The organism is Vibrio intestinalis, assembly GCF_025195085.2.
GTDB classification, from domain to species: Bacteria; Pseudomonadota; Gammaproteobacteria; order Enterobacterales; family Vibrionaceae; genus Vibrio; species Vibrio intestinalis.
In genome coordinates, this window is the sequence record NZ_JANAVY020000003.1 from 162,232 (window position 1) to 188,419 (window position 26,188).

Annotated in this window: 22 protein-coding genes; 4 read left to right on the forward strand and 18 right to left on the reverse strand. The window is 43.8% G+C overall.

The features are described 5' to 3' along the window. Positions 1–3 precede the first annotated feature (3 nt). The 10 genes from MU515_RS07150 to MU515_RS07195 are packed head-to-tail and all read right to left on the reverse strand — an operon-like array spanning position 4 to position 8,483. The gene (locus MU515_RS07150; protein WP_260259740.1) at positions 4–804 is read right to left on the reverse strand and encodes a secretion protein; all 801 of its coding nucleotides are present in this window, start codon (positions 802–804) and stop codon (positions 4–6) included. 12 nt (positions 805–816) lie between these two features. Further along, positions 817–1,722, reverse strand: coding sequence for a type II secretion system F family protein (locus tag MU515_RS07155; protein WP_260259741.1), 906 nt, complete (start codon positions 1,720–1,722; stop codon positions 817–819). Next, positions 1,722–2,642, reverse strand: coding sequence for a type II secretion system F family protein (locus MU515_RS07160; protein WP_260259742.1), 921 nt, complete (start codon positions 2,640–2,642; stop codon positions 1,722–1,724). Before MU515_RS07160 ends, MU515_RS07155 begins: the two co-directional genes overlap by 1 nt. Beyond that, positions 2,639–3,922: a TadA family conjugal transfer-associated ATPase gene (locus MU515_RS07165; protein ID WP_260259743.1), complete on the reverse strand. Its 1,284-nt coding sequence runs from the start codon at positions 3,920–3,922 to the stop codon at positions 2,639–2,641. The genes MU515_RS07160 and MU515_RS07165 overlap by 4 nt, the downstream gene beginning before the upstream one ends. Before the next feature lie 3 nt (positions 3,923–3,925). After that, entirely contained in the window at positions 3,926–5,161 is a 1,236-nt protein-coding gene (locus MU515_RS07170) for a CpaE/TadZ family protein (protein ID WP_260259744.1), read from the reverse strand. 13 nt (positions 5,162–5,174) lie between these two features. After that, positions 5,175–5,693 (reverse strand): hypothetical protein, encoded by a 519-nt coding sequence (locus MU515_RS07175; protein WP_260259745.1) that lies wholly within the window; start codon positions 5,691–5,693, stop codon positions 5,175–5,177. Beyond that, positions 5,690–7,009, reverse strand: coding sequence for a type II and III secretion system protein family protein (locus tag MU515_RS07180; RefSeq protein ID WP_260259746.1), 1,320 nt, complete (start codon positions 7,007–7,009; stop codon positions 5,690–5,692). Before MU515_RS07180 ends, MU515_RS07175 begins: the two co-directional genes overlap by 4 nt. 19 nt (positions 7,010–7,028) lie before the next feature. Then, the gene (cpaB, locus tag MU515_RS07185) at positions 7,029–7,832 is read right to left on the reverse strand and encodes a Flp pilus assembly protein CpaB (RefSeq protein ID WP_260259747.1); all 804 of its coding nucleotides are present in this window, start codon (positions 7,830–7,832) and stop codon (positions 7,029–7,031) included. A gap of 8 nt (positions 7,833–7,840) precedes the next feature. After that, positions 7,841–8,263, reverse strand: a complete 423-nt coding sequence (locus tag MU515_RS07190; RefSeq protein ID WP_260259748.1) for an A24 family peptidase — start codon at positions 8,261–8,263, stop codon at positions 7,841–7,843. A gap of 13 nt (positions 8,264–8,276) precedes the next feature. Beyond that, on the reverse strand, positions 8,277–8,483 hold the full coding sequence (locus MU515_RS07195; RefSeq protein ID WP_260259749.1) for a Flp family type IVb pilin: 207 nt from the start codon (positions 8,481–8,483) through the stop codon (positions 8,277–8,279). Positions 8,484–9,248: 765 nt separating this feature from the next. Between MU515_RS07195 and MU515_RS07200 the strand changes: the two genes are divergently transcribed. After that, entirely contained in the window at positions 9,249–10,934 is a 1,686-nt protein-coding gene (locus tag MU515_RS07200; RefSeq protein WP_260259750.1) for an AMP-binding protein, read from the forward strand. 336 nt (positions 10,935–11,270) lie between these two features. Next, positions 11,271–12,167: a LysR substrate-binding domain-containing protein gene (locus MU515_RS07205; protein ID WP_260259751.1), complete on the forward strand. Its 897-nt coding sequence runs from the start codon at positions 11,271–11,273 to the stop codon at positions 12,165–12,167. 103 nt (positions 12,168–12,270) lie between these two features. Here the strand turns inward: MU515_RS07205 and fusA are convergent, their stop codons facing one another. The 5 genes from fusA to radA all read right to left on the reverse strand — a co-directional run bounded on the left by fusA (position 12,271) and on the right by radA (position 19,786). Next, positions 12,271–14,361: an elongation factor G gene (fusA, locus tag MU515_RS07210; protein WP_260259752.1), complete on the reverse strand. Its 2,091-nt coding sequence runs from the start codon at positions 14,359–14,361 to the stop codon at positions 12,271–12,273. Positions 14,362–14,552: 191 nt separating this feature from the next. Continuing rightward, on the reverse strand, positions 14,553–15,455 hold the full coding sequence (locus MU515_RS07215) for an HAD family hydrolase (protein ID WP_260259753.1): 903 nt from the start codon (positions 15,453–15,455) through the stop codon (positions 14,553–14,555). A gap of 2 nt (positions 15,456–15,457) precedes the next feature. Next, complete coding sequence (locus MU515_RS07220; protein ID WP_260259754.1) at positions 15,458–16,339, reverse strand: hypothetical protein; 882 nt, start codon at positions 16,337–16,339, stop codon at positions 15,458–15,460. 338 nt (positions 16,340–16,677) lie between these two features. Next, positions 16,678–18,279, reverse strand: a complete 1,602-nt coding sequence (locus MU515_RS07225; protein WP_260259755.1) for a sensor domain-containing diguanylate cyclase — start codon at positions 18,277–18,279, stop codon at positions 16,678–16,680. A gap of 127 nt (positions 18,280–18,406) precedes the next feature. Then, the gene (gene radA, locus MU515_RS07230; protein ID WP_260259756.1) at positions 18,407–19,786 is read right to left on the reverse strand and encodes a DNA repair protein RadA; all 1,380 of its coding nucleotides are present in this window, start codon (positions 19,784–19,786) and stop codon (positions 18,407–18,409) included. Between the two features lie 134 nt (positions 19,787–19,920). Here radA and MU515_RS07235 point away from each other — a divergent pair, with 134 nt between their 5' ends. Beyond that, a complete protein-coding gene (locus MU515_RS07235; RefSeq protein WP_260259757.1) occupies positions 19,921–22,266 on the forward strand; it encodes a PilZ domain-containing protein in 2,346 nt (781 codons plus the stop codon). A 65-nt stretch (positions 22,267–22,331) separates the two neighbouring features. Here MU515_RS07235 and serB read toward each other — a convergent pair whose 3' ends face one another. Beyond that, positions 22,332–23,312: a phosphoserine phosphatase gene (gene serB, locus MU515_RS07240; RefSeq protein ID WP_260259758.1), complete on the reverse strand. Its 981-nt coding sequence runs from the start codon at positions 23,310–23,312 to the stop codon at positions 22,332–22,334. Between the two features lie 130 nt (positions 23,313–23,442). On the opposite strand from serB, the gene MU515_RS07245 reads away from it, so the two are divergent. Then, positions 23,443–24,051 (forward strand): YtjB family periplasmic protein, encoded by a 609-nt coding sequence (locus MU515_RS07245; RefSeq protein WP_260259759.1) that lies wholly within the window; start codon positions 23,443–23,445, stop codon positions 24,049–24,051. 94 nt (positions 24,052–24,145) lie between these two features. Here MU515_RS07245 and deoD read toward each other — a convergent pair whose 3' ends face one another. Together deoD and MU515_RS07255 are read right to left on the reverse strand one after the other, a co-directional pair. Beyond that, on the reverse strand, positions 24,146–24,865 hold the full coding sequence (gene deoD / locus MU515_RS07250; RefSeq protein ID WP_260259760.1) for a purine-nucleoside phosphorylase: 720 nt from the start codon (positions 24,863–24,865) through the stop codon (positions 24,146–24,148). Positions 24,866–24,933: 68 nt separating this feature from the next. After that, the gene (locus tag MU515_RS07255) at positions 24,934–26,154 is read right to left on the reverse strand and encodes a phosphopentomutase (RefSeq protein WP_260259761.1); all 1,221 of its coding nucleotides are present in this window, start codon (positions 26,152–26,154) and stop codon (positions 24,934–24,936) included. Between the last annotated feature and the right edge of the window lie 34 nt (positions 26,155–26,188).

The following is a 26,188-nucleotide window of genomic DNA, read 5'->3' on the forward strand; positions in this document are numbered from 1 at the left end:
TCCTTAAGGGGTTAAACCCTTAACCTCGGTAGATGGTGTCGGAGAGGATGCAAGCAACTCATCTGCAGGTGTCACGGACACTAACCTTAAGCCAATATAGAGCTCTTCGATTTCTTGAGCGGTATAGCGGGAAACAAACAGCGATTTGAAACGCTCAAAGTCACCCGACTTTGCATAAGCCAAGGCAAGATTAGAGACTATGGTGGTGTCACGATTTCCCGATTGGTAAATAGGCTCCAATCGCGATATCGCAAGGCCATAGTCTTGTAACAGGAGGTCAATAACGGCGAGGTTGTTCTTGATGGTGACATCATCGAAAAGGTGTTTTCGCGCTAGATAGAAGTATCGCCAGGCATTATTGATATCTCTCTGAGACGCATAAGCCATCCCCAACAGGTTTTCTACCTCTGGGTAATTTTCTCTAGCCTCTAACGCTTCCAAACCAGCAACAATAGTTTTATCCATGTTGCCTTTCGCAAATTCGATCTGTGCTTTTAAGTATAGTCCGTTGGGTGAAAACTGAGAATTTTTGGATAAGGTCTGATAGTAAAAATCCGCAGAGTCCAAATCATCACTGTCTAAATACGCTTCAACCAATTTGACTCGTATACGCTCATCTTCGTTTTGCTTTAAATGCTCTTTGTAGTAGCTAATCAGCTTCGCCTGATCACCCGCCTGAGCCAAAACCGTTTCCTTGGCAGAAAAGCTAGCAGATTGCGCTTGTTTAGCCACGCTCGACGGCGTAGAGCTACACCCAACAAGTGCACTAAACAATAACGATAACAGTACGATTTTTTGGACCATTGTTCACCTTCCTTATGAACCGGCCATCATTCTCATGATGCCTGGTGCAGTAATCAAAATAACGATAGGTAACATGATGAGTAGTATCAGCGGAATAGACATCTTGGCTGACAACTTACCTATTTTTTCCTCTATACCGAGCATTTGGATTTCACGAATATCCATCGCTAACGTGGTCAAAACGCTGTAAATCGATGAGCCGTATTGCAAACTCTGACTCAAGGTCATGACAAAACTACGAATCTCAGGCGTTGGTACGCGGTCATACAACTCTTCTAACGATTGATCTAAACCAACCAACTTTGCTCGCTCATTGGTTTTATTCAGCATATAAGCAATGTCACGATCAAAGCCGCTCATCTCTTTGGTTAAATAACCCATGGAGGATTCGATGGTCATACCGGTTTGTACACACACTCCCATTAAATCAAGTAGATACGGCAAACGGTCCGAGAGTTTGCGCTGCAGCGCTTTTCTGCGCATCGCCAAGTACCAATCTGGCCCAAGCAAACACAGCACTACCCAAAGAGAGGTGTAGAGCAATACTTGGGTTATTGGTAAAACAATTTGTATGCCATAGAACACAATCAAACCAGCACCAATAACCAATGCGCCGTACTTGATTGGGAATAGCCATTTAGAGAATTTGGCGTCATAAAAACCCGCTGCTATCAGCTTTTGTTGGACGTCCGTTTCAGACATGGAAACGAAGCTACCAATCATCTTATTGACGTATTCAAGGAAGCTCTGCGCACGCTGTTTTTTACTGTAATTCAAACCATATTTTGCAAAGCGATTTTGACGAATCGCCCTTAAATACAAACTGTAAAACACCACACAAACGCCGAGCACCACAAACCAAGCAGCGAGAATCACTTGCCCTGTGGTGGTTGAGAAAAAAGCAATAACCGTTTCCATCAGCGCACCCCTTTCATCAAGCCCCAAACGATGGCTATCCCGATGGCTTCACTGATCAACATGTAATAAAGAATCGGACGCCCCTCTTCGTGAAACATCACGAACTCATAGTTGTCTGGGCTCATCGCTTGCATAATGAGTAAGAAAATAAACGGGATTGCCGCCACTATTTTGGCCGACATACGAGCCTCTGCAGTCAATGCGAATTTTTTCTTCTCAATTGAGCGCGCATCAAACATCAATCGATTTAAGCGAGTGATCACATCTTTTAGCTGACCACCACGGTGCATATTAGCGCGCAAGGTAATAACGAAAAATTGAAATGATGGATAAGGAAAACGTCGGCAAGATTTACGCAGCACATCATCAGCACTCTCACCAAGCTGTAAACGCTCACCCATGAGCTTAAACTCGGCACCGACATCGCCATCGAGAGATTTACCCACATACATGATGGCATGCATGATACTTTCCCCCGAAGACACGGCGCTTGAAAGCATGTTAAGCGCATCAGGAAAAGACTCTTCAAACATTTTCTCTTCACGCTTTTGCAGCCATAAATAGCCAATAGTCATTCCTATCACTTCAACAATCGCGACAACAATAAAAACGTTACCACGGATGAACCTGTCGTTGATTTCAAGTGCAAGAAAACCGAATACTGCTATCGCTAAGAGAATCTTAAAGTAGGAGAAACGACCCAATTGCTTTTGAACATTGACCCACTTCTCGCTGATCATTTGCCCATAGGTTCTGTCGGATAGCGACTTCAAGTCTACCGCTTGGCCGCTCTCACTGGACATATTGCTCACCAGTACAGTGCGGTTGAACTCTTCCAGATAAGTGTGCTTTTTCTTAGGCTCGAATGCCCATACCAACAGTACTAGCACTCCAAACCCGAGCAGGACAAAATAGATCATTGCTGCCTCCCTATTTGAAATAGAGAATCTAATTGTGCTTCTAAACCGAAGAAGCGTGCTTTTTCGACCAGAACAGAGCGCTTCATCAAGCCCGCAGTCACATAGTTACCACGCACTTGCTCAGTATTGGCTTCACTTAACTCCGGTTGAAAGCGGAATATCTCTTCCAATACAACACTGTTGCCCTCAATACCAATCACCTCGGTAATGCTCATCACTTTACGGCTACCGTCATGTAAGCGGCTGATTTGGATAATGATATCGATAGCACTCACAATGGTGCGTCGAATTGCATCCAGCGGTAAATTATTGGTCGCCATCATCACCATAGCTTCTACCCTTGCGAGCGCATCTCTTGGCGTGTTGGCGTGCAGCGTTGACATGGAGCCATCATGACCCGTATTCATTGCCTGCAGCATCTCAAAAGCTTCACCACCACGACACTCACCAACAATGATGCGGTCAGGACGCATACGTAAGGCATTAATCACCAAATCTCGCTGGTGCACTGCGCCCGTATTTTCAATACCAGCAGTGCGAGTTTCTAAACGAACAACGTGAGGCTGCAATAGACGCAACTCGGCCGCATCCTCAATAGTGACAATCCGTTCTTTCTCCGAAATGTATTGCGAGAGTGCATTGAGCATGGTGGTTTTACCTGAACCAGTACCACCAGAGATCAAAATGTTGAGGCGACAACGGGAAGCGATCATCATCATCTGCGCCATTTCCGGGCTCATAGCGCCAAACTCAACCAACTTATTTAAATCGATCGCTTGTTTTTTAAATTTACGAATCGAGATAGAAGTGCCATCAATGGCAATAGGAGGAATAACAATATTGACCCGGCTACCATCAGGTAAGCGGGCATCACACATGGGTTGAGATTCATCTACGCGGCGACCAACGCGCCCGGCAATACGTTTAGCAATTTCAAGTAACTGTTGGCCATCAACAAATGTTACATCCGCCGGCTCAACCAAACCGTTACGTTCAATAAAGACATGCTCATGACCATTGATCATGATATCGGTGATGGATTCATCATCCATCAAGGGTTGCAGCGGCCCTAAACCTTGTAGTTCATCAACTAAATTCTTAACAAAGTCATTGCGCAATACGGTAGGTACCGGCAACTGCTCTTTATCAATCAGCATAGTTAATGCTTGAGCCAACTGTTCAGAGAGCTGCTGAGCGTTAAGGCGATTAATCACCTCAGGATCGAGAGCATCAAATATTTTTCCGCGTAGATCTTTGTATATCTCTCTGGCACCTTGCATAGGTTAGCCTCCCCAACCAAATGGGAATGGTGAGTTGTTTTTCATCTCTTCACCAAAGATAAGCGCCGCGAGATTTTCCATCGCCTTCGCTGGTTGGCCTCGATAATCGGTAATGCGTTTTTTATCGAGAATGTGTGCATCAAGCTTTTTCATGTACGGCACAATGATATCAACGGGTCGGCGTAAAAATTCTTCAACCTCATCGCGGCTCACCGTGGCGCAAGAATCCGGCAGTGAGTAATTCAGCACGACAATAATGCGCACCGGTGATGACTTGGTTTCGGACAGCTCTTTGATCTCTTTGTACTGACGAGCCGCTTCACGTAGAGAGGAAATAGTGGGGGAAATAACCAAAATGATGCAATCAGAAATCTCCACTAGCTCTTTAGACGAAAAAACCATTTCAGCAGTAGAAGAGAGATCTTCTAACACAAAGTTCACCTCTTCCGAGACAAACGCAGCGACGTTTTTGGTGTAATCTTTAAGGTCTACGTTTTCAATATCTTGCGAGGTTAAAGAGAGTACAGACAAATTCTTATTCTGCTTTTTGAGCAAGCTTTGAGACGATGAAAAATCCAAGTTAGAGGCAAGAGAGCCGGAACGAATTTCACGCTTCTCAAATTTTTCAATCCCGAGCATGATGTCGAGGTTACCGCCTTGATAGCAGTTATCCACCACTACACAAGAGGCATTGCGCTTGTCTGATAGCACTCGACTCATTTCAGCGCACAGTAGCGTTGTCCCCACTCCACCTTTACAGCCAACAAAGCTAACCTGTTTTGCTCGACGTTTTTTGCTTAACCCTCGATTGCCTAATCGGTTGTCATTGACGCTAAGAACAAAGTCGATTAACTCATTCTTATTAATCGGCCAGAACAAGTAGTAAATACCCAAGGCTTTGAGTTTTCGAATGGTCGAAATACAATCTTCGCTGCCAATCACCACTACGGAAGCACTGTTGGGCATGAGGTGGCTCAAACGCTCGGCATCTTGAGCAATATCCTCACTTTTGTTTAGCTCTAGGATAATCACTTCAATTGACTCAGAGCGCGTATTCTCTGAAACTTTATCATCGGAAAGAGTATTGAATTCCGGCTGCTCTAAGCCTTCAAATCGATACGCCTCACTGATCAATTTTTTGCATTCATCCGTTTGCACGAAAGCAATCGAGTTAATGTTACGAGCCTCACCCGCAGCACCATCCTCACGGCTTTTTAAGATATCGACTAAATCAAACATCGCCGCTCCCTCTTTATTTTTCTAGCTCTTGACCAAGCAACATTTTTTCTGGATGGACCATACTCTGCCAACGAGCATTCTCTGCGAAACATCCATCGTGATAACTGCCAAACTGACCAATTGTGGTGTAGTCGCACAGCTCCGTAACCACTTTGTATTTCACTGTACTGACCGAGATATCAAAGTGACTCTCTTGCTTAGCTTCAGATTGAGTGATAACAATCATGTCGGCACTAATCCCATCCTTTTGCAGCTGTTTGCTCAGCTTATCCGCCATACGTTTACCTGCCTTACTCGACCACTCAATGGCAATTTTCTCATTTGCAATCACGTTCCATTGTTGCTCTACATATTCATATAGCAGCTCCCAAGCATGGCGCTCCTTTTTGGGCTTAATGGTTAAATGATACGTATTGGTGATAGGTACAATATGCAGGTGTGCACCGTCTCGCTCTTGAATGGTTTCAGCACAACCCACCAGCGAACCTAATACCACCAAACAGGTTAAACATGGTTTAATTAGTGATTTCATTGCTTAAACCCTCCTGTCGACAACACCTCATTAACCTTGGTTTCTGCTGCCTTTGGATAGCCCTCACCAATCTTAAAGAAACGTTCTAAATTCGAGGTTCTTTGCATGGTTGGCAATTGCACTTGAGACGGGTGAATCGGCTGAACCAGATTGACCGTCGCCACAATAACAAGCTCTGTTTTGGTTCGCTCTGTAGCGGTATTTCTAAATAGAGCTCCCAGTACAGGAATATCGCCAATGTAAGGAATACGACGCAGTGTCTCTCGGTCTTCTGTGCTCAGTAACCCACCTAGAATGAAACTTTGACCATCTCCCAGTTCAACGGTGGTTCTGGCTCTACGGGTTCTTAATGCTGGCAAGTCGTAATTGTCGTTCTCATATTGGTTATCTAATGCACTGACCTCAGGCATCATAGACAGCTTGATTTTTTCATCGCTAAGCACTTTGGCCATCAACTCTAGTCGGACACCATATTCGCGATATTCAACGTCTGTTGAACCATCAATCACTGTCACAACCGGAATCTCACCACCAGCCAGAAAGCTAGCTGTCTCACCAGAGATCACCGACAGATTGGGCTCGGCGAGCACTTGGCCGACGTTATCATCGCCAATCGCGGTAATCACGGAGACAATATCACTGGCACTAAAATTGGTAATCTGGTCAACGAAAACGCCGGGCGAAGTCGTACCAATTTGAATACCGAATTCTTCGAGGAAACTATGAGTGACTTCCGCTATGGTCAATTTGACGTTAACTTGCTTAGTGGTTACCACATCAATGTTATTCACTAAACCTTGGAAGCGGTAACGGCGCATGAACTGCATCTCATACATTTGATCACCGAGATCCCAGTTAACATTGGTAATTTCAACGTCTTTACCTAGCAGCTCACCCGCTAAACGATAAATCTGCTCACGAATTTCGTCTGACGAGACCGTACCGCTAAGCACCGCCTGCTCACCTAAGTTATATATGCTGACGTCACTCTTGGGGTATCTCAGCTGGATTTGCTGTTGGATGTGCACCAAGCTTTTATTGACCACTAATTTACGGGAGATCAAGGTATTGCCTTCCTTATCAAACACCATAAATGAGGCATTACCGATTTTACGTCCAAAGAAAACCACTTTGTTTTTGTCGATTACTTGATAATCGGCAATCTCTGGGTCGGAGATAAAAACAGAACCAATCTCTGACTGAGTTTCAATGGCTTGCGCATCACCTTCGGAAAGGTTAACTATGCGGGCGGCGTGTACTGAAATGCTAATGGGGACTAGTAGAAGGCATAGCAGTATTAGATATCCTTTTCTCATGTCTCCTCCATTGTTCTTGTTATTTAACCGTTACCTCATTGGCACGGAATTCGACAATTGCTCGATAGTCAGGCAGTACATCACCTGAGTTAGCTTGTAGCTCTGACGCTTCCTGTAATCCAAGCGACTTATGCACTTCAAGCTGAGTAATATTCTTAGCGATAGCCAATTTGGCAACTTGGCGCTGTGATAACTCTAAGATGAGCGTCACGGTCGTTGCCGCGTCTTGGTCTCGAGTTTCTTCTTTAGTTTCTTTGCTCACTTTAAGTACCTTGACCGCGATGAGCACCGGGGAAATAGAGACGGATTGATAGCCTGAAACAGTTTCATCATTGGCTAAATTTTGTTGCTCAGAAGAGAGTGCAACCACATCAACCATAGTGCCATGAGTGATAAGTCCTCCGACAATATCAGTGTCGTTGACCTTGATGGCATAAGGGACTCGATTGGGCGCTAATACCGTGTCGATATAACCCAATTCATCAGGCGAGAGCATCGTTGCTGGAGATAATGTTTCCCCTTCAGCCATATCCTGAATCGCAACACCACCAGCAGGAAGAGTGAGCGGTTGAGCGGTATCAATCCCCATTTTCAAAGCTTGTTCTTCTGGTACTCGCTTTACTTCAAGACTTGATTTGGAAATGAGTTCTCCCCGTTTAATGGGAGACTTAACCACATACACAGAGGCAAGTGCGCTATCTTGCTCTGGTGTATCCGGTATTGCCACATTTTGATTGTTCTTGGCAAAATAGTTGCTCGACAATCCATATAAACCCGCACCAATACAAACCAATGCTATTGGAACAAGAATTTTCAATTTCATACGACCTCCTAAATAGAGCCTACTGAGGTAATAAAGCAGCTCAAGGCAATCGGTATTCCATAAGGTACTGAATTGAATTTATTTTTATCACTAATTTTTTTTGATATTAAAAATACAATTACAGTAACAAAACCAGCAAAACCAATATAAATCATTGTACTAAGGTAATATTGACTATCAATCATAGGAAAAAATGCGAGCAGGAGTTTACTGTCTCCTGCTCCCCAGATTCCAACCTTCCAAACCAATAAAGAGACTGGTAACAAAATAACAAAGCTCAACCATTCAAATGGATTTTTTGTTATCATAAGGGAAGAAATTGAAAGCACTAATATTAACAAACACAGCCAATTAGGTATTATCCTATAGCGCCAGTCAAAATAACAAACTAAAAGAGTTAGTATAAAAACCGTGCTAATAAATACAGTCACTTAATACAGAAACCTACGGTTGTACATTCGAAACAATATTGGCCATAGCATTCGATAGTGCTAATCCTAGACCCGTTGTAGTGTCACTACCAAATACCGCAGCTACAATAGCTGCGATCGCTACACCAACTAATGCATACTCAATCGCGGTAACACCTTCTTTCTCTTTGATAAAACTATGCGCAAGATTTTGTAACTCAACATATTTACGTAAGATCATAACTCTCTCCTTTTACTACAACCTTATATCGATGTGATCTATTTCAATAGATTCATAGTAAAACTAGTCAGCAAGATCCTTTTTAGCAATATGAGTATGAAAATGAATTCCTAATTGAAAATTGAAAGAAACAAATAGTAATACTTTTATTAATAACGAGTTACGTCAATATTTCGACGATTTTCCCGTCATTTTGTTGTATATATTTTTTATGCCTATAGATATAACAAAATGAGATATAGATGAATTTATCAGATAAATTAACCCTTTAGTTGTAATCTCTACCCCTAAATATCTGACAATTGTCGGCCGTATTATTATGATTAGAGTTTCTGTTAACAATAATTAGGTCTGGATACGTTAATAGCTAACTTCACTAACAGCTTTCACTTAAAACTCTTGGCATGCCTGCTGACTTATTGTTCAACATCTATCTGTGCTCAATATTATGGTTCATTACTACCTCAACCAGTGCAGCCTCAACCTATGCAGTGGTTATTGTGTGTTTAAAGCACACCTCGCAGGAACGCTCTGACCTTACATGCAAATTTCTCTTCCGTTTGAAAGTGAAGTTCGTGATTTCGAGGACTTTCCACACTTGAGATTTTCATGCTAAAGTTAACATTACATTAACAATAATAATTACCTTCAAACTGTTACTCGTGCGCACTGGTTAACGAAAGCTCTCCACCAACCAATTTGCTTGTTGAAGCATGCTCGTGGGTATCTAGAAGGGAATCTTTGCCAATAACATGGAGTTAGACAATGATTCAGCCGAACGAGTTGAGTAACGCAAAGTGCACTCTTCCTCCCGCTAATGAAATGATTTTGAAATGGGCAGAGGAACGCCCAGACGAAATTTATCTAAAGCAGATCATTAATCGTGAGTTCATTGAATACAGCTACGCTGAAGTTGCTGATAAAGCATTGAGCCTCGTCACTGCGCTACGTGGATTAGGTTTACAGCCAGGGGACCGAATAGCGTTGGTATCAAAGAACTGCGCAGAATGGTTTATTTGCGATTTAGCCATGATGCTAGGGGATTATATTAGCGTACCTATTTTCCCTACCGCTGGCGCAGACACAATAGAATACTGTGTCACCCACAGTGAGAGTAAAGCGATCATCGGCGGCAAGTTGGATGATCCAAAGGCCACTCAAGAGGTGATAGACAAACTCGATGGTCTAGTGAGTATTTCGCTACCTTATGACACGGCACCAAACTGTCAGCACCAATTCACGCCATTAGTTGAGCATTCAGACCCAAGTGAAGAGCGCCCACAACACTACGATGATAAGCTGATGTCTATCGTATACACCTCAGGCACCTCTGGTCTGCCAAAAGGCGCCATGCTGACATATGGCGCATTTGCTTGGTCAGTACAACAGCTGATCAATCATATCGGCATCGAGAAACAAGATCGATTGTTCTCTTACCTGCCTTTAGCGCATATCACTGAGCGAGTGTATATCTTTGGCTCATCGATTATGGGTGGCGTTCAGACAGCCTTCCCTGAGTCATTAGATACCTTTATTGAAGACGTAAAAATGCAGCGCCCAACGCTGTTCATCTCAGTTCCTCGTTTATGGACTTTGTTCCAGCAGCGTATTCAAGACAAGTTGCCACAGAAAAAACTCAACTTCCTGCTCAAAATCCCATTTGTTAATTCTCTGATTAAGAAAAAATTAGCCGATGGCCTCGGCCTAGATCAAGCGAGAGTGCTTGGTTGTGGTAGCGCTCCGGTATCACCGGCGCTGCTAGAGTGGTACCGCAGTGTAGGGCTAAATATCACCGAAGCTTGGGGCATGACAGAGTCATTCGCCTATAGCACACTCAACTACCCTTTCCGCGCTGACAAGATAGGCTCTGTAGGTAATGCAGGCCCCGGGATCGAACTCAAGATAGCGGAAGATGATGAGATTTTAGTACGTGGCCAAGGTCTATTTTCTGGCTACTACAAAAATGATATCGCTACGCAAGAGTCATTTAATTCCGACGGTTGGCTGCATACAGGCGATGTTGGCTCGTTAGATGTGGATGGCTACCTCACTATTCAAGGGCGTAAAAAAGACAACTTTAAAACCGCCAAAGGGAAATTTGTCGCGCCTGTGCCAATCGAGAAAAAACTGTTTGAGTACAGCCGAGTCGAGATGATGTGTTTGATTGGCTTAGGCCTACCGGCACCTATCCTATTGGTTGTTCCCCACGACTTCCCCAACTTCGATCGGGAACGTTATGCAAGAACCACCAAAAAAGTGGTAGCGAAGATGAACGCACAGCTTGAGTCTCACGAGCAGATCAAAGGCGTGTTGATGATCAAAGAGCCATGGAGTATCGAAAACGGTATTCTTACTCCTACGTTAAAAATCAAACGCCATATTCTTGAACAGAAATACCACGACATCGGTCACAACTGGCCGAAAGATCAATTGGTCGTCTGGGAAGAATAAACACCCATCATCAATCTAAAAGGAGCGCATTGCGCTCCTTTTTAATAACACCTTATTATAGATAATCCATATGTACACGACGATTTGAGACACTATCCAACACGCCAATATCCTGTTGAAGGTGAGCACTTAACTCCTTCGTTGAGAGGCTGTTTCTACTAGTATTTAGGCTCGTCAACGTCCACTTCTTATTTATTTTCTTGAAGTTAAACTCTAAATCTATATTCCATTTGAAACTGATCACCATAGTGCGCCTCCTCATCTTTCTCTGTATTATGGAAACATGCTGTTCAAAAACCGAACAACCATTTCTAACAAGGAATATAAGTTGAGCTTATGGATAAGCGATTAAGACATCTTGCAGGGCTGCGCTACTTTGAAGCTGCAGCTAGGCTCAAAAGCTACAGCAAAGCAGCAGACGAGTTGTTTGTTAGCCAAGCAGCCGTTAGCCAAACCATTCGACGTCTCGAAGATGAACTGAGCTGCAAATTGTTCGTCCGTAAAGGTCGTAATATGGAACTCACCCAGCGTGGTGAAACGCTGCTTTGCCACGTATCCAAAGGCTTTAACCAAATAGTGAGTGGCCTCAATATCATTCAGAATGAACCGATTGAAGGGCTACTGAAAGTCAATGCGCCGCCTTCGTTTTCCTCTCGCTGGTTAATGCCAAGGTTATGGAAGTTTTCAGTTGCCTACCCTGATATTCCTATTCGTATCATTACCAGTTGCCACTCGCTCGATTTGGAACATGGCGAAGTGGATGTCGCTATCTGGCAAGGAGAGAAAGAGGTCGATGAAAGTGTATTGCACAAAGAGCTGTTAATGCATGAGCCCATCTACCCTTTTTGCTCGCCTGAGTTAGCCAAATCGATGCAGTTTGCACACCCTAAACAGCTATTGGATTGCTGGCTAATTCATTACGATTCTTCAAGCTTTCAGTGGAGCCAATGGTTTGAATCACAACAACTAGCGATGAACAAAAATGCAGTGCAGTGGATGGAAGTCAGTACCTTTGATTTGGCCATGAGTGCTGTTATTGCCGGCCATGGCGTCTGCTTAGCCAGTGACTGTTTAGCCAGTGATTTTGTGGAAAGAGGAATGTTGGTTAAGCCATTCGATTTAGGCCTAACGCCTGGAGTGCAATTTAATCTATTTACCGCAACAGAATCACCAAGAAGAGAGCGAATTCAGGCATTTACAGACTGGTTAAAGCAAGAAATGAAAGACTCTTAGCCTCCTTATCGAAGTCTCCCTACATCACTACCTAATAGGTTACGCAGATACAAAAAAGCCCCGCATAAGCGAGGCTTTTATCTTAAAGATTTAACTTAAAGAATTACTTCTTCTCGTTACGCTCTTTAACTTCAGCGATAACTTGGTCAGCTACGTTTGAAGGACATGGTGCGTAGTGTGAGAACTCCATAGAGAACTGACCACGACCAGAAGTCATTGTACGTAGAGAACCGATGTAACCGAACATTTCTGATAGAGGTACATCACCCTTGATACGTACGCCAGTAGTACCAGCTTGTTGGTCTTTGATCATACCACGACGACGGTTAAGGTCACCGATTACGTCACCAACGTGATCGTCTGGAGTGAACACGTCAACTTTCATGATTGGCTCAAGAAGTTGCGCGCCAGCTTTAGGCATAGACTGACGGAATGCGCCTTTAGCAGCGATTTCGTAAGCGATAGCTGAAGAGTCAACTGCGTGGAAACCGCCGTCGAATAGTTCAACTTCTACGTCTAGAGTAGGGAAGCCAGCTAGAACACCAGTTTCCATCATGCCGCCAAAGCCTTTCTCAACTGCAGGCCAGAATTCTTTAGGTACGTTACCACCAACAACTGTTGAAGAGAACGTGAAGCCTGAGTTTGGCTCACCTGGTTTGATACGGTAGTCGATTTTCGCGAACTGACCAGAACCACCAGACTGTTTCTTGTGCGTGTAGCTATCTTCAACTGGTTGAGTGATAGTTTCACGGTAAGCTACCTGTGGAGCACCTACTTCTAGCTCAACGCCGTAAGTACGCTTAAGGATGTCTACCTTGATGTCTAGGTGAAGTTCACCCATACCTTTCAGGATAGTTTCACCTGAATCTTCATCAGTCTCAACTTGGAAAGATGGATCTTCTGCAACCATTTTACCGATCGCGATACCCATTTTCTCAGAACCGCCTTTATCTTTAGGCTTAACAGCGATAGAGATTACTGGTTCTGGGAAGATCATTGGCTCAAGAGTAACTTCGTTCTTAGGATCACATAGAGTGTGACCAGTTTGAACGTTCTTCATACCAACAACAGCGATGATGTCACCAGCTTGTGCTGAATCGATCTCGTTACGGTCGTTTGCGTGCATCTCAACCATACGGCCGATACGCTCAGTCTTACCAGTAGCTGAGTTAAGGATAGTGTCACCCTTCTTCATCTTACCAGCGTAGATACGGATGAACGTTAGTGCACCGAAGCGGTCGTCCATGATCTTGAACGCAAGCGCTTTTAGTGATTCATCAGCAGATACTGTTGCAACTTCACCAGTTGCTTCACCTGTATCTTTATCTGTGATTGGCTGTGGATCAACTTCTGTTGGAGACGGTAGGTAGTCTACTACTGCGTCAAGAACAAGTTGGATACCTTTGTTCTTGTATGCAGAACCACAGTAAGTTGGGAAGAATGCTAGATCACGAGTACCTTTACGGATACAACGCTTGATCTCTTCCATTGATGGTTCTTCACCTTCTTCTAGGTAAGCCATCATTAGGTCTTCGTCTTGCTCTAGAGCAGTTTCGATTAGCATCTCACGGTATTCAGCAGCTTTCTCTACTAGATCAGCTGGAATATCTTGGATTTCGTAGTTTTCTGGAAGACCAGTTTCGTCCCAAACGTAAGCTTTTTGGCTTAGTACGTCTACAACACCAGTGAAGTCATCTTCGATACCGATAGGTAGAGTCATCACTAGAGGAGTCGCACCTAGAACGTTTTGTACTTGGTCACAAACTTTGTAGAAGTCAGCGCCCATACGGTCTAGTTTGTTAACGAAGATTAGACGAGATACTTTTGATTCGTCAGCGTAACGCCAGTTAGTTTCAGACTGAGGTTCAACACCACCAGAACCACAGAATACACCGATACCACCATCAAGTACTTTTAGAGAACGGTAAACTTCGATTGTGAAGTCAACGTGTCCAGGAGTATCGATGATGTTTAGGCGGTGATCGTTCCAGAAACAAGTAGTAGCAGCAGACTGGATTGTAATACCACGCTCAGCTTCCTGCTCCATGAAGTCAGTAGTTGATTCGCCGTCGTGCGTGTCACCCATCTTGTGGATTTTACCAGTTAGCTTAAGGATACGCTCTGTAGAGGTAGTTTTACCCGCGTCTACGTGAGCAAAAATACCAATGTTTCTGTATTTTGATAAATCAGTCATTGTCTTACTCTGTTAATAAGGTATAAAGTGCGCGCAGAGTATATCACAATCTGTCAAGACTGATACCCTTGCGTGCTGTTGTATTTAAAAAATATGTTAGAGGTGAATATTCTTCAGTAATAGGATAGGTAATACCTAGCGATATAAGCAAATTGTCCCGTTAAATTCCAACACCAACAAATTGGCCAACATTATACGGCAAAGGTTTCGATTTGTTTACCCACCAATATCTCTTGAAAAGAAAAAACTTGCTCCCAATGCTGTTTGATTGAGATCTGATGCGTGTTTCTAAGTGCAGTTTTCAACTCAATATCAAGTATCGGACCAAAGTGATAGCGGTATTCACGAGCATCATCGTCATGAGAAACAAAAGCAGTCAATGAACCTTCTCGCTGTTTAGCCCACTTAATCAACTCAACATCACTAAACGTATTCCCCACCGCCAAAATTGGTTTTATTGTGGTCAACTGCTGCAACTGCTTTACCTTTTGATGGCCAATATTCAACACCATTGATTGGCTTACGTCGTGTAAGTTCAACTGCGAACCCAGCACATCTTCAGGCTTTATACCCAATAACTCCTCACCAAACGCCCGAACAAAATCATCCGTACTTCCCGAATCAATCAAGCAACGGAATCCATGTTGTTGCAACAGCTCAATGACTTGCTTCATAGGTGTGTACGTTAGTTTTTCGTATGGCTGATGAAACCTTGGGTGAAGTATTGAGGATAACCAATTGCGCACCCTTTGTTGATATTGTTCAGAACTAGTTCCTTGATGCACGTTTCGATACAGATGAGCGAACTTTGCCGCGAGTACATAGAGATCTTCCTCTATATCTTGCAGCACATTTAGTATTGCCGCGTGATGGTTATGATGAGATTGAGTTAAGGCTTGTTGCAACTCACTGCGCCAAAAAGCGAACTCAGCAAATTCAGGTTTTTCGCACCACAGAGTTCCATCCAAATCGAATACCGCTACTCGCTCTTCCGGGGGTAAATAGGAGGCAGAGTGAGGATTAACCCACTCAGACAAACTCAGCTCTAGTTGTTTTGCAAACGGGGAGTTTTTCCATAAAGTAAGTGCTGACATAGTTAACCCTCACCATGTTGAGGCGTATAAGTCTCTTCAGTGTTATGAACACCATAGTCCCAATCGGTGATATCGCGAAGATCTGTCTCTACTCCAAATAGACGACCACTCCAGATCAATACTTGCCAAACCAAAATACCAAAAGGCACATACCCCATATACCCCAACAACGGCATCTCTGTCGGTAAATGGATAAAGTTTAGATTAACGTAAGGAATGTCATAAACCCAATAATTAGGATTGGTAATTAAACTAGGGTCTGGGTGAGCACTGCCATAATTCCACATTTCCCAGAAAAAACCGTTGCACAAAGAAGCTAACCCCACCACGGCAGCTGCGGTCCAATTACCATTTTTAATAATGCCAGCAAACGGATTCCAGATACCTTGTTTTTGCAACACTCCGGTCATAACCGCCATTGGCCCAACCCATACAGCCCAAAACAGCAATTTAGGGAAAAATACCATCGCAAAGATTAAGCCTAAGCCTCCATATATCAGCGCATTTGCAGAAAGGTTCCAGCGAGGTCCTTGTTGATACTTTACTTTCAAAATAGGCAACGTATTTAGCAAGGTATACCACTGCATAATGGCAGGTGTCACCGTAGTGTAGGTTAAGCAGAAAATAACCACGATGGTCGTGCGTGACAAACTGGTTTGATTAGCATTTGGGTAGTACCAGTTTTCCAAAACAAAGTAGTCATAATATTCGAAATACATCCAACCGAAGAATGAAACAATGCCACTAAACAACAATAGCCAAGGCTTAGTTGCAAACAAAGAGCGTCCACCATTTCTCTGATACACAATGCCATCTAAAAAGAAGATAAACCCCCAACCACAACGGAGTAAACGCATAGTAAATAAAGGGGATGTAGCTAGCATCTCGGCTCCACATCAACCACCAAAAGAAGCCCATCACAGCACCGCCTGCATAAAACCACCAAGGGAAATGCGCTTTCGGTGGTTTAACAGGTTTCTTCCCGCTAGGTTTAAAGCCAACAAGCGTAGGCACAAACAGCACACATAATGCCCAAACAACCGCAACCAACATAAGTAAAAAGTAAATCAGATTAAATTGGGGTTCGTCAGTAACGAATTGTGGGGGAAACTCTAAAAAATGAGGCGGTATATGGGTCTCTGGGTATTTAAAGTAAGCCGCAACAAGAGGGACGATTAACGTCGCGATAACTAGTAATAGTAATTTTAATCTCATAACCATTTTACGCTAAAAGCGCTTTCTTCCTTTTTTTGTGGACATACATATCTTCGTCTGCAGCTCTCAATGCAGCTTGATGCTTCGTATGATGTTTAAACTTTGCCACACCAAAACTAACCCCAACTGAACGACTAAATTGCCCCCTCATTTCATTTTCTATTTTGCTCAATTCATCCATAAGGACTTGCAGTTCTGTGTTCGAAATAATGATTCCAAATTCATCGCCAGAAATACGATAGAGGCAAGCAGATGTAGGTAAAGAATCCATTGTTCTACGACTAAACATAAGTAGAAACTTGTCCCCAACGTCATGTCCAAATGTGTCATTGCAATACTTTAGACCATCGAGGTCGATGAAGATAAATGCTTCTTCATCATTGACTTCTAGAAGGTGTTTATCCATTGCATAACGATTTGGTAAGCCCGTTAGAGAATCTGTCTGGGCAATTTTTAGCATTCGCTTAGCTTGGTTTAAAGCTTGAGTTTTTTCCCCTTCGAGTAATACCATTTGATAAGCAACTACACTTGACAGCAACAAGACTTCTATTGCCACAGCTATCAACCCAATGTGAGACATATAAATAGTTTGTAAGCCTGATATTTCTTCCTGAGATATGGCAATAGCGCCTAACACGACAAATCCAATATTAGCTAGTAGGTACAAACGGGCAATCATACTCCCTTTAAAGCTCATCCATACTCCAGCGACTAAACCAAATGCCATAAAAATGCCTACGGCAACACGATTCATTTCATTTTGCCAATGGGGAATAAATGGAGCGGAGAACAAGAAAACCAAGAAAACTATAAAAATCCCATTTCGAATAAACCAAAGCGGGAAGCTGCTCTTTTTTGAAATACCGAGGAGGCTAGTTACAAAGAAAACATAAGCTATGTTTGAAAAGAAAATCGGCCAACTTGCCCCCCAAAACCAATCAAAACCAAAAATCTGTTTGATGACCAGTAATGATGTTCCGTTAAACAGCAAGTTACCGAGTATGAATAAAGCGTAAGTAAACTCAACTAAACTTGAGCGGACTATAGATAACACAATGTAATAAATAAACAGGCTGGAAAAGATACCTAAACCGAGCAATGTGACTGTATTCCCCATTCGGATTTCTTGTACATACTGCTGCTTACTCATAATAAAAGGGGTTGGAGGGGCTATATTAAACTGAGAGTTTTGATAACTGACTAATGTATAATGACCAGGGGATAGCTCGAGTGTTCGTCCGTTACGAAGAAAAAACTCCGTCTGTTCTGAGTGGGAAAGACCACCTTGAATCATTGCTACTAGTCTAGAATCACTAGTGAATAGGTGGTGTTTAAACTCTCCAATTAGCGCAGAATTACTGAAATCAACAACATACTTTCCATATATATCAACATAAAAGGTAACAACACTTACGTACTCACCTCCGGTCAAACCGAATGATTCGACCGATTCTAAATCCGAGATATATTTCTTATAAGGAATGTCATTAGGCCATGCACTACCTTTGTACCAATTGATATTCTGCGCTAGGGTGGATGAGCCAGTGTGCGCCAAAGCAACGGGCGTCAATATCAAACCGACAATTAAGGCACACATTCTCAAAAACATCATCAATCCATTTATGGTACGTCATTTAGAAATAGCGTCTAATTATGCTACACATTACGTTTAAATGTTGACTTTGCTTCAAATTATTTGACTAAATTATGTAACATCCTAATTTATTAGCGTTAACTCACAGCTCATCAAACGCTTCAATCGCTTCCGACAGCTTTTTCACGCCATGAATCTGCATTCCAGGGATACCACCTTTCGGCATATTCGCTGCCGGAACAATCGCCTTTTTGAAGCCATGTTTGAACGCTTCATTGAGTCGCTCTTGGCCACTCGGAACGGGGCGAATCTCTCCTGCTAAGCCAACTTCACCAAACACGACCACATCTTTTGGTAATGGGCGGTCTCTAAAGCTTGATAGTAGCGCCATCACTAATGCTAAGTCGGCACTGGTTTCAGTTACCTTCACGCCACCAACCACATTCACAAACACATCTTGGTCAGCCATTTGCAGACCACCGTGTTTATGTAATACCGCTAAAAGTAGAGATAGACGGTTTTGCTCTAGGCCAACCGCAACGCGACGTGGATTCGCCAATTGCGAGTAATCCACCAACGCTTGAATTTCGACCAATAATGGACGAGTACCTTCCCACACCACCATTACTGAACTGCCAGAGGTTTCTTCTTCTCCACGCGATAAGAAGATCGCCGATGGGTTACTGACCTCTTTTAACCCCTGGCCCGTCATAGCAAAAACACCGAGCTCATTTACCGCGCCAAAGCGGTTTTTGTGGCTGCGTAGGGTTCTAAATCGGCTATCTGTACCGCCATCAAGTAGCACTGAACAGTCGATGATATGTTCAAGTACTTTTGGCCCCGCCAAAGTACCATCTTTAGTTACGTGGCCAACAATAAAGACCGCGACATTATTTTGCTTCGCGTAACGGGTTAATGCTGTTGCTGATTCACGAACCTGAGCAACGCTACCTGGGGAAGATTGAACATCTGCTACGTGCATCACCTGAATCGAGTCGATAACCATGATTTTAGGCTGCTCTTTTTCTGCAACTTGGCAGATTCGATCAACATTCGTTTCAGAAAGCATTTTAAGGTGGTCTTTTGGCAAGCCAAGACGCGAGGCGCGCATCGCGACTTGCTGCAAAGATTCTTCACCCGTGACATACAAGGTTGGCATTTGCGATGACAGCAAACACATGGTCTGCAACAGCAAGGTTGATTTACCCGCCCCAGGGTTACCACCAATCAATATCGCCGCGCCGGGTACAATGCCGCCCCCAAGCACACGATCGAGCTCTTTAAAGCCGCTGGTAAACCTAGGTACTTCTTGTAAATCAATTTCAGATAACGTCTGAACTGCGCTTTCGCTACCAGAACCAGCGTAACCAGACAAGCGCTCATTGCGTGCTACTGTGGGCGATGCCGCAAGACGAACTTCTGAAATCGTATTCCATGCACCACATGCGTTACACTGCCCTTGCCAACGAGGAAAGTCAGCACCGCAGTCGTTACAAACATAAGCGCGTTTTGCTTTAGCCATATAACCTCAGTGTTTTTTTGTGATATCGGCAACTTATTAAGTCACCTTATAGGCTTGATTCGCCGTAACATATCACTAAAGATCTATTAATCAAGGCCGATATCTAATTCACAAGGACACTCTTACAAAAAAACATGCAGCAGTCGGAAATTCTCTCTATCGCAGAACGACTCATCCCAGTCTATGGAACGGATGATTTCGAATACCTTCTATCTCAAATGACAGATGGGCAGCCTCCTTCGTCCCGAATTTTAGTCAAGATTGAATTGAAACGAGTGATGAGTCCTTGTTTCCGCTCGATTGATTTACGCGGCCGTGTCCAAGGAGAGTGTCGTGAATATGAATTGGACGGTATTACTCACTGGCTCGACGATGTTGCATTTAATATCTACCACAAAAATGTACGTAAATTTGGCGGCTATACCGAAGGGGTGTATGAAGCGTTATCCAACACTCGCAATAGCTTCAAGGTGATGAATCAGTTAGGCAAACCTCAAGGAAGTGACCTAACCAACCCTACCAGCACCGCCTTTAGCGCTGAACCTTTAGTGATGGGCTATGACCTAAAGCGCAAAGAAAACCGCCTCAAAATTGCCACACAAATTGAAATATCATTATCCAATGACCAATTGGTACATGGGGTTACGGTAGATATCTCCCCTTCTGGCGCCAAGTTTAAAGTCCCCTCTGCATTTGATTACAAACTCGGTGAGGCTATCGACATTACCTTTGTTGAGTTAGCTAAATCACTCTCTATTCTTAATATCGACAAGCCGATTCAATTTCGCATTGTCGGTATCGATGAGTCTTATGAAAATGATGCGGTGCGTTTTTTAAGAACGGTCAATATTGGCGACAGCTCTGTTCTTGAAGAAATCATCAGCAACCGCTTAGAAAACGACTCACAAAAAGCACGACACGATAATCAAGACCGAGTCATCCGTACCCGAACCCGCGGTTATGAACATAACTACCTCAAGCACTCTTGCAACTTACCGCTGTTTTTTAGTGGTAACGAGCTCAAACTGGTGTTGATGACAGAAAACAATCAACCCGTCTGGCAATATTGGAATGATGAACGCAACCAGTTAACGCTCGGTAATTTATTCAGTAAAGAGCGAATGGAGTATTTGACTAAGCCCGGCATGCGAGGGTGTAGTAATGTTCTTTACTCGTTTAAACACGATCACATGGGCAAAGAGATCTACTTTTCCATGATGATGCCGGAAGCCAATCGAGAGCAGCGCCATTTATTCTGGCATGTTGGAGCGAAAAAAAGCAGCTGGCGAGCCTTCCGCCTTTCAGTGTTTGAACTCTCTGATGACGAACGCGAGCAGCTTGATGACCTTCCACCAGAATCTCGTGAACTGATTCCCGGCCTGACGCATTTTGGCATTTTGCAGGAAATCTCAGACTCTAGTACGGGTAAAGATTATCTACTCAGCGAAAAGCCTCGCTTACCAAGCAGCTCTTTGAACCGTTTTCGCCACAAACGCAATGCTCCGCATACACCTTTAAGCTTGTACTTTGATGCGCAAAGCCGTCGTAAAGAGCCAAGATATCAGTTCCGCTCACCTCTGATTGTTTCCGTGCCGGGGCAACAAGCATCCGGCGTAACACTCGATATATCGAGGCAAGGCCTCTATTTAGCGCTGACCTCGCCACTGGATGTTAAAGCCGATGATATGTGTGAAGTGAACTTCAGCGAACTGCAACTTTACGATAAGTCTTTACCTCTTAATGCTGTTCCATACCGAGTCATCCGAATTAGCCCTGGGGGCAAACGGGTACAGATGGTGATGGAGAACAACAATAAGAACCGTAAAACCATGGCCTTTTTTGGCCGACTCATTGAGCACAACCAAGCTAAGTTAGTCGCGAAGCCAGAAATGCTACCAAGCCAAGAGATGCTCGAAGGGCTGCACAATATCTTACTGGATAAGATAGTCAGCACACCGCTGTTTATTGAGAAGAAAGGCGGTAGCCTAAAACCCAAAGTCATTGGTGTTAAATACCCTCTTCTTCCGCATTTAGCTATCTTTGCCAAGCTTGGCCAGAACCACAAGTTTTCATTAGATCCAGTCTACAAAGGAAGAACTTCAACTCTGCTGGCTGAGCCGATGAAGCGAATTGAAGGCGTTAAACCGCAGTTTCATGAGTTATATGTCTCTACTCTGAAATTCGGCACGCGAATTCAATCACTCGAAACCAAACTTGCCTGTGACTTTGAATCGACCCAAGAGCGAATTCAGTTCATCAAGAAGACTCTAACCATGGGTGAATTCTACGCACTGCGTATTTGCGGCGCACCCGTATTTGACCCATTAACCGAGCTACTAAGAAAAGACATTGAAGAGCTAAGCCATATCAGCTTGCATCAGGCGAGAACGTTAGAAAAAGAGATTTGTAATATCGTCGGCTACGGTGAAATCATCGACATTACTGAAGAGGTACTCATTCGACTCGAGTTAACCCAATAAGCCATCGTCATAAATAGTCGAGAAATAGAAAAGCGAGCTAAATAGCTCGCTTTCTCTTTAATACCTTAAGGTAGAGGCTTAAAGCTGACCTTCTGCAGCTTAACCAAATAGCCTGATAGGATACACATGACCCCTCCTAGCCTCGAATAACGCACCGCAGTTTGCGCTTGTTGTTCGACTTTTGGTTTTGCGTGATAAGCAATGCCTAAACCAGCGGCATTCATCATCACCAAATCATTGGCACCATCGCCTACGGCAACTGTATTGTGCGCTTCAATTTGATATTGCTCTGCGAGTTGCAACAAAATCTCAGCTTTCGTTTCAGCTGAAACAACATCACCCAGAACTTTACCCGTTAGCTTGCCATCGATAATCTCGAGCTGGTTGGATTGAGCAAAATCTAGGTTCAGCATATCCTTTAAATGGTCGGAGAAATAGGTAAAGCCGCCAGAGGCAATCGCCGTCTTCCAACCAAATTTTTGCAGTGTTGCAATCAGCTGAGGCAGATCTGGCATCAAGGGCAATTGGCTGCGCACTTCACTCAAAATAGACTCATCCGCCCCTTCTAACTTGCCGACTCGTTGACGAAGGCTTTGCTCAAAATCTAACTCACCTTGCATAGCACGCTCAGTCACTTCAGACACTTCCTCACCCACACCGGCTAGCTTGGCAATCTCATCGATACACTCAATCTGGATAGCAGTAGAGTCCATATCAAAAACAATCAGACCAGGCTTAGTTACATCAGGGACATCTTGCAGACGAGCGTAATCTAGCTCCAACGCTTGCAGAATCTCTTCATGTTGCGGAGTCAGCTCTCCTGCCATTAAAGCTACTTCATAGCCGCCTACTTTCCAGGTATCTAAAATTGGTGTGAACTCGCCAACAAAAAAATCGATATCATCAAAATGACGTGGGCTTAGGTAATCACCAAATACAATCCATTGAGCCTTACTGCGATGCAAGTTGGTCGAGAGACGAGTTTCAGGTAAGCGGTTAAGTAGCGTGGTATGACGTTGAATTGAAAGTGTATTAAACATATCCATGTCTAGAATTCCTTTGATTATTGCTATCACGTTACCCTATTGCAATTTGGTAGCGCAAGTCTCAATATGCTTACCGTAGTCTAAAATGTCTTTTTATTCTCTATTTAAGAGAAAGTACGGTAGGTAATATATGGACTCTTCACTGTTTTCATTCCGCATGGCGATGCGAATCCTGGCGATCTTACTACTCATCGCTGGCGGCGCCATCATTGCGGTCAACAGCGTTAAGATCACCAAAGGTAATGAGCAAATCCAAGCTAATCAGTTAGAAGTGCTGAGTAAGATGCTGATCTCTCAAGCCTCGCTTTCCGCTGGTGATATGATTGCAAACCAAGATCAAGAGCGCTTACTCAAACTGACTAACCAACTTTCCACCGACGAACTGGTGTTTGATGCCACCATTTATGACGCTGAAGGAATTCGTTTAGCATCGAGCGAAAAAGCAAAATCTGTACGTGAAATTCTAGGCTTAGACACCCCTCTTGAAACCGCACGTATTGGCCGTCAGCAGCTAGTTGAGCCCGTCATGCATGATAACGCTATTGTTGGCTTTATTCGCCTGACCTTTGAGACAGGGCGTTTAACTGCGTTCTCTGATCACTACTATCGTAAGAGTGATCGTTACATGTATGGCATGGTTGGCATGAGTTTTATCGCAGGGCTATTGCTGGCGTTTGTGATTCGTCGCAAGCCTAAGAGTAAAGGCGAAAACCTGCTGTTAAAAGAGATGGCGCAATAAGCTGTCACCATTAAACCGAACAGATCAAAAAAGCCCCGCACTTAATGTGCGGGGCTTTTACTATATAAAAATATCTACTTATGATGAGAACAGATTACTCTTCATCACCCAGTAGTACAGAATCTAGCGCGATAAGCATCATTTCATTGAAGGTGGTCGCGCGCTCATCTGATGTGGTTTGTTCACCTGTTTTGATGTGGTCAGACACAGTACAGATACTCAGAGCTTTTGCACCGTATTCAGCAGCCACGCCATAGATACCCGCAGCTTCCATCTCAACACCAACGATGCCGTATTTGTCCATTACATCGAACATTTCAGGATCTGGCGTGTAGAACAATTCAGCAGAGAATAAGTTACCTACTTTCACATCAATACCGCGTGCTTTTGCTGCTTGTTCTGCTGCGCGAACCATTTTGTAGTCAGCAATCGCTGCAAAGTCATGGCCTTTAAAGCGAATGCGGTTTACTTTTGAATCCGTACACGCGCCCATGCCAATCACAACATCACGAACTTTAATGTCTTCGCTTACTGCGCCACAGCTACCCACACGGATAACTTTCTTAACACCAAAATCTTTAATAAGTTCAGTTACGTAGATAGAGCACGATGGGATACCCATACCGTGACCCATCACTGAAATCTTACGACCTTTGTAAGTACCTGTGTAACCGAACATATTACGAACATCACACACTTGAACCACGTCATCTAGAAATGTTTCTGCAATGTATTTTGCGCGTAGCGGGTCACCCGGCATTAGAACTACATCAGCGAAATCGCCCATTTCAGCATTAATATGTGGAGTTGCCATACCATTTTCCTTTCTAAAAGTTAGGCCGAAAAAAGGCGTCTTATAAGACGCCTAATTAGAGTATTAATTTACAGGAAGCTTTCGCCGTATTCCATCGCTGATGTATCAAAATAACCTGCTAGCGATTGACCGATATCGGCAAACGTATCACGACGACCTAACGAACCTGCTGGTACTTTGTGACCGTAAACAAGCACAGGAATATGCTCACGAGTATGGTCTGTACCTTGCCATGTTGGGTCACAGCCGTGGTCAGCAGTTAGAATCAACACATCGTCTTCTTCCATTAGCTCAAGTACTTCATTGATACGGCCATCAAAATACTCAAGTGCGGCAGCATAACCTGCTACATCACGGCGGTGGCCGTAAGCTGAGTCGAAGTCTACAAAGTTAGTGAATACGATGGTGTTGTCGCCTGCTACTTTGATTTGCTCAAGCGTCGCTTCAAACAGCGCAGGAATACCTGTCGCTTTCACTTTTTTGCTGATACCACAACCTGCGTAGATGTCAGAGATCTTACCGATCGAAACCACTTCACCCTGCTTTTCATCAACCAGTTTTTGCAACACAGTTGCCGCTGGCGGCTCAACAGAAAGGTCACGACGGTTGCCGGTACGTTCAAACTGACCTTTACCTGCACCAACAAATGGACGCGCGATAACACGGCCAATGTTGTAATCTTCAAGCTCTTCACGTGCGATTTGGCATAGCTCTAGTAGACGCTCTAAACCAAATGTCTCTTCGTGGCAGGCAATCTGGAATACTGAGTCTGCTGACGTGTAGAAAATTGGCAAGCCAGTTTTCATATGTTCTTCACCTAGATTATCTAGGATCTCAGTACCTGATGAGTGGCAGTTGCCAAGGAAACCATCAAGACCAGCGCGCTCTAGGATGCGATCGGTCAGCTCTTTCGGGAAGCTGTTTTCTTTATCAGTAAAGTAGCCCCAATCAAACAGAACTGGCACACCAGCGATTTCCCAGTGACCAGACGGAGTATCTTTACCTGAAGATAGCTCAGCCGCGTGGCCATAAGCGCCAATCACTTCAGAATCCGGGTTTAGACCTAATGCGAACTGACCGGTAGACTCTTTGTGCGCCATAGCCAAACCCAGCTTAGTTAGGTTTGGTAGCTTTAATGCACCACTACGTTGATCGTTATCAGCAAGGCCTTGATCACACTGCTCGGCAATATGGCCTAGGGTATCTGAACCTACATCACCAAACTTATCTGCATCCGCTGTTGCGCCAATACCAAATGAGTCTAGTACTAAAATAAATGCTCTTTTCATTGCTTCTTCCTTAGGCCCACTCTAGTACTGTTGT

What these genes read in the sequence shown, in the direction of transcription:
- MU515_RS07150 (WP_260259740.1), bottom strand. Translation starts at nt 804, where the DNA reads ATGGTCCAAAAAATCGTACTGTTATCGTTATTGTTTAGTGCACTTGTT.
- MU515_RS07155 (WP_260259741.1), bottom strand. Translation starts at nt 1,722, where the DNA reads ATGGAAACGGTTATTGCTTTTTTCTCAACCACCACAGGGCAAGTGATT.
- MU515_RS07160 (WP_260259742.1), bottom strand. Translation starts at nt 2,642, where the DNA reads ATGATCTATTTTGTCCTGCTCGGGTTTGGAGTGCTAGTACTGTTGGTA.
- MU515_RS07165 (WP_260259743.1), bottom strand. Translation starts at nt 3,922, where the DNA reads ATGCAAGGTGCCAGAGAGATATACAAAGATCTACGCGGAAAAATATTT.
- MU515_RS07170 (WP_260259744.1), bottom strand. Translation starts at nt 5,161, where the DNA reads ATGTTTGATTTAGTCGATATCTTAAAAAGCCGTGAGGATGGTGCTGCG.
- MU515_RS07175 (WP_260259745.1), bottom strand. Translation starts at nt 5,693, where the DNA reads ATGAAATCACTAATTAAACCATGTTTAACCTGTTTGGTGGTATTAGGT.
- MU515_RS07180 (WP_260259746.1), bottom strand. Translation starts at nt 7,009, where the DNA reads ATGAGAAAAGGATATCTAATACTGCTATGCCTTCTACTAGTCCCCATT.
- cpaB (WP_260259747.1), bottom strand. Translation starts at nt 7,832, where the DNA reads ATGAAATTGAAAATTCTTGTTCCAATAGCATTGGTTTGTATTGGTGCG.
- MU515_RS07195 (WP_260259749.1), bottom strand. Translation starts at nt 8,483, where the DNA reads ATGATCTTACGTAAATATGTTGAGTTACAAAATCTTGCGCATAGTTTT.
- MU515_RS07200 (WP_260259750.1), top strand. Translation starts at nt 9,249, where the DNA reads ATGATTCAGCCGAACGAGTTGAGTAACGCAAAGTGCACTCTTCCTCCC.
- MU515_RS07205 (WP_260259751.1), top strand. Translation starts at nt 11,271, where the DNA reads ATGGATAAGCGATTAAGACATCTTGCAGGGCTGCGCTACTTTGAAGCT.
- fusA (WP_260259752.1), bottom strand. Translation starts at nt 14,361, where the DNA reads ATGACTGATTTATCAAAATACAGAAACATTGGTATTTTTGCTCACGTA.
- MU515_RS07215 (WP_260259753.1), bottom strand. Translation starts at nt 15,455, where the DNA reads ATGTCAGCACTTACTTTATGGAAAAACTCCCCGTTTGCAAAACAACTA.
- MU515_RS07220 (WP_260259754.1), bottom strand. Translation starts at nt 16,339, where the DNA reads ATGCTAGCTACATCCCCTTTATTTACTATGCGTTTACTCCGTTGTGGT.
- MU515_RS07225 (WP_260259755.1), bottom strand. Translation starts at nt 18,279, where the DNA reads ATGTTTTTGAGAATGTGTGCCTTAATTGTCGGTTTGATATTGACGCCC.
- radA (WP_260259756.1), bottom strand. Translation starts at nt 19,786, where the DNA reads ATGGCTAAAGCAAAACGCGCTTATGTTTGTAACGACTGCGGTGCTGAC.
- MU515_RS07235 (WP_260259757.1), top strand. Translation starts at nt 19,921, where the DNA reads ATGCAGCAGTCGGAAATTCTCTCTATCGCAGAACGACTCATCCCAGTC.
- serB (WP_260259758.1), bottom strand. Translation starts at nt 23,312, where the DNA reads ATGGATATGTTTAATACACTTTCAATTCAACGTCATACCACGCTACTT.
- MU515_RS07245 (WP_260259759.1), top strand. Translation starts at nt 23,443, where the DNA reads ATGGACTCTTCACTGTTTTCATTCCGCATGGCGATGCGAATCCTGGCG.
- deoD (WP_260259760.1), bottom strand. Translation starts at nt 24,865, where the DNA reads ATGGCAACTCCACATATTAATGCTGAAATGGGCGATTTCGCTGATGTA.
- MU515_RS07255 (WP_260259761.1), bottom strand. Translation starts at nt 26,154, where the DNA reads ATGAAAAGAGCATTTATTTTAGTACTAGACTCATTTGGTATTGGCGCA.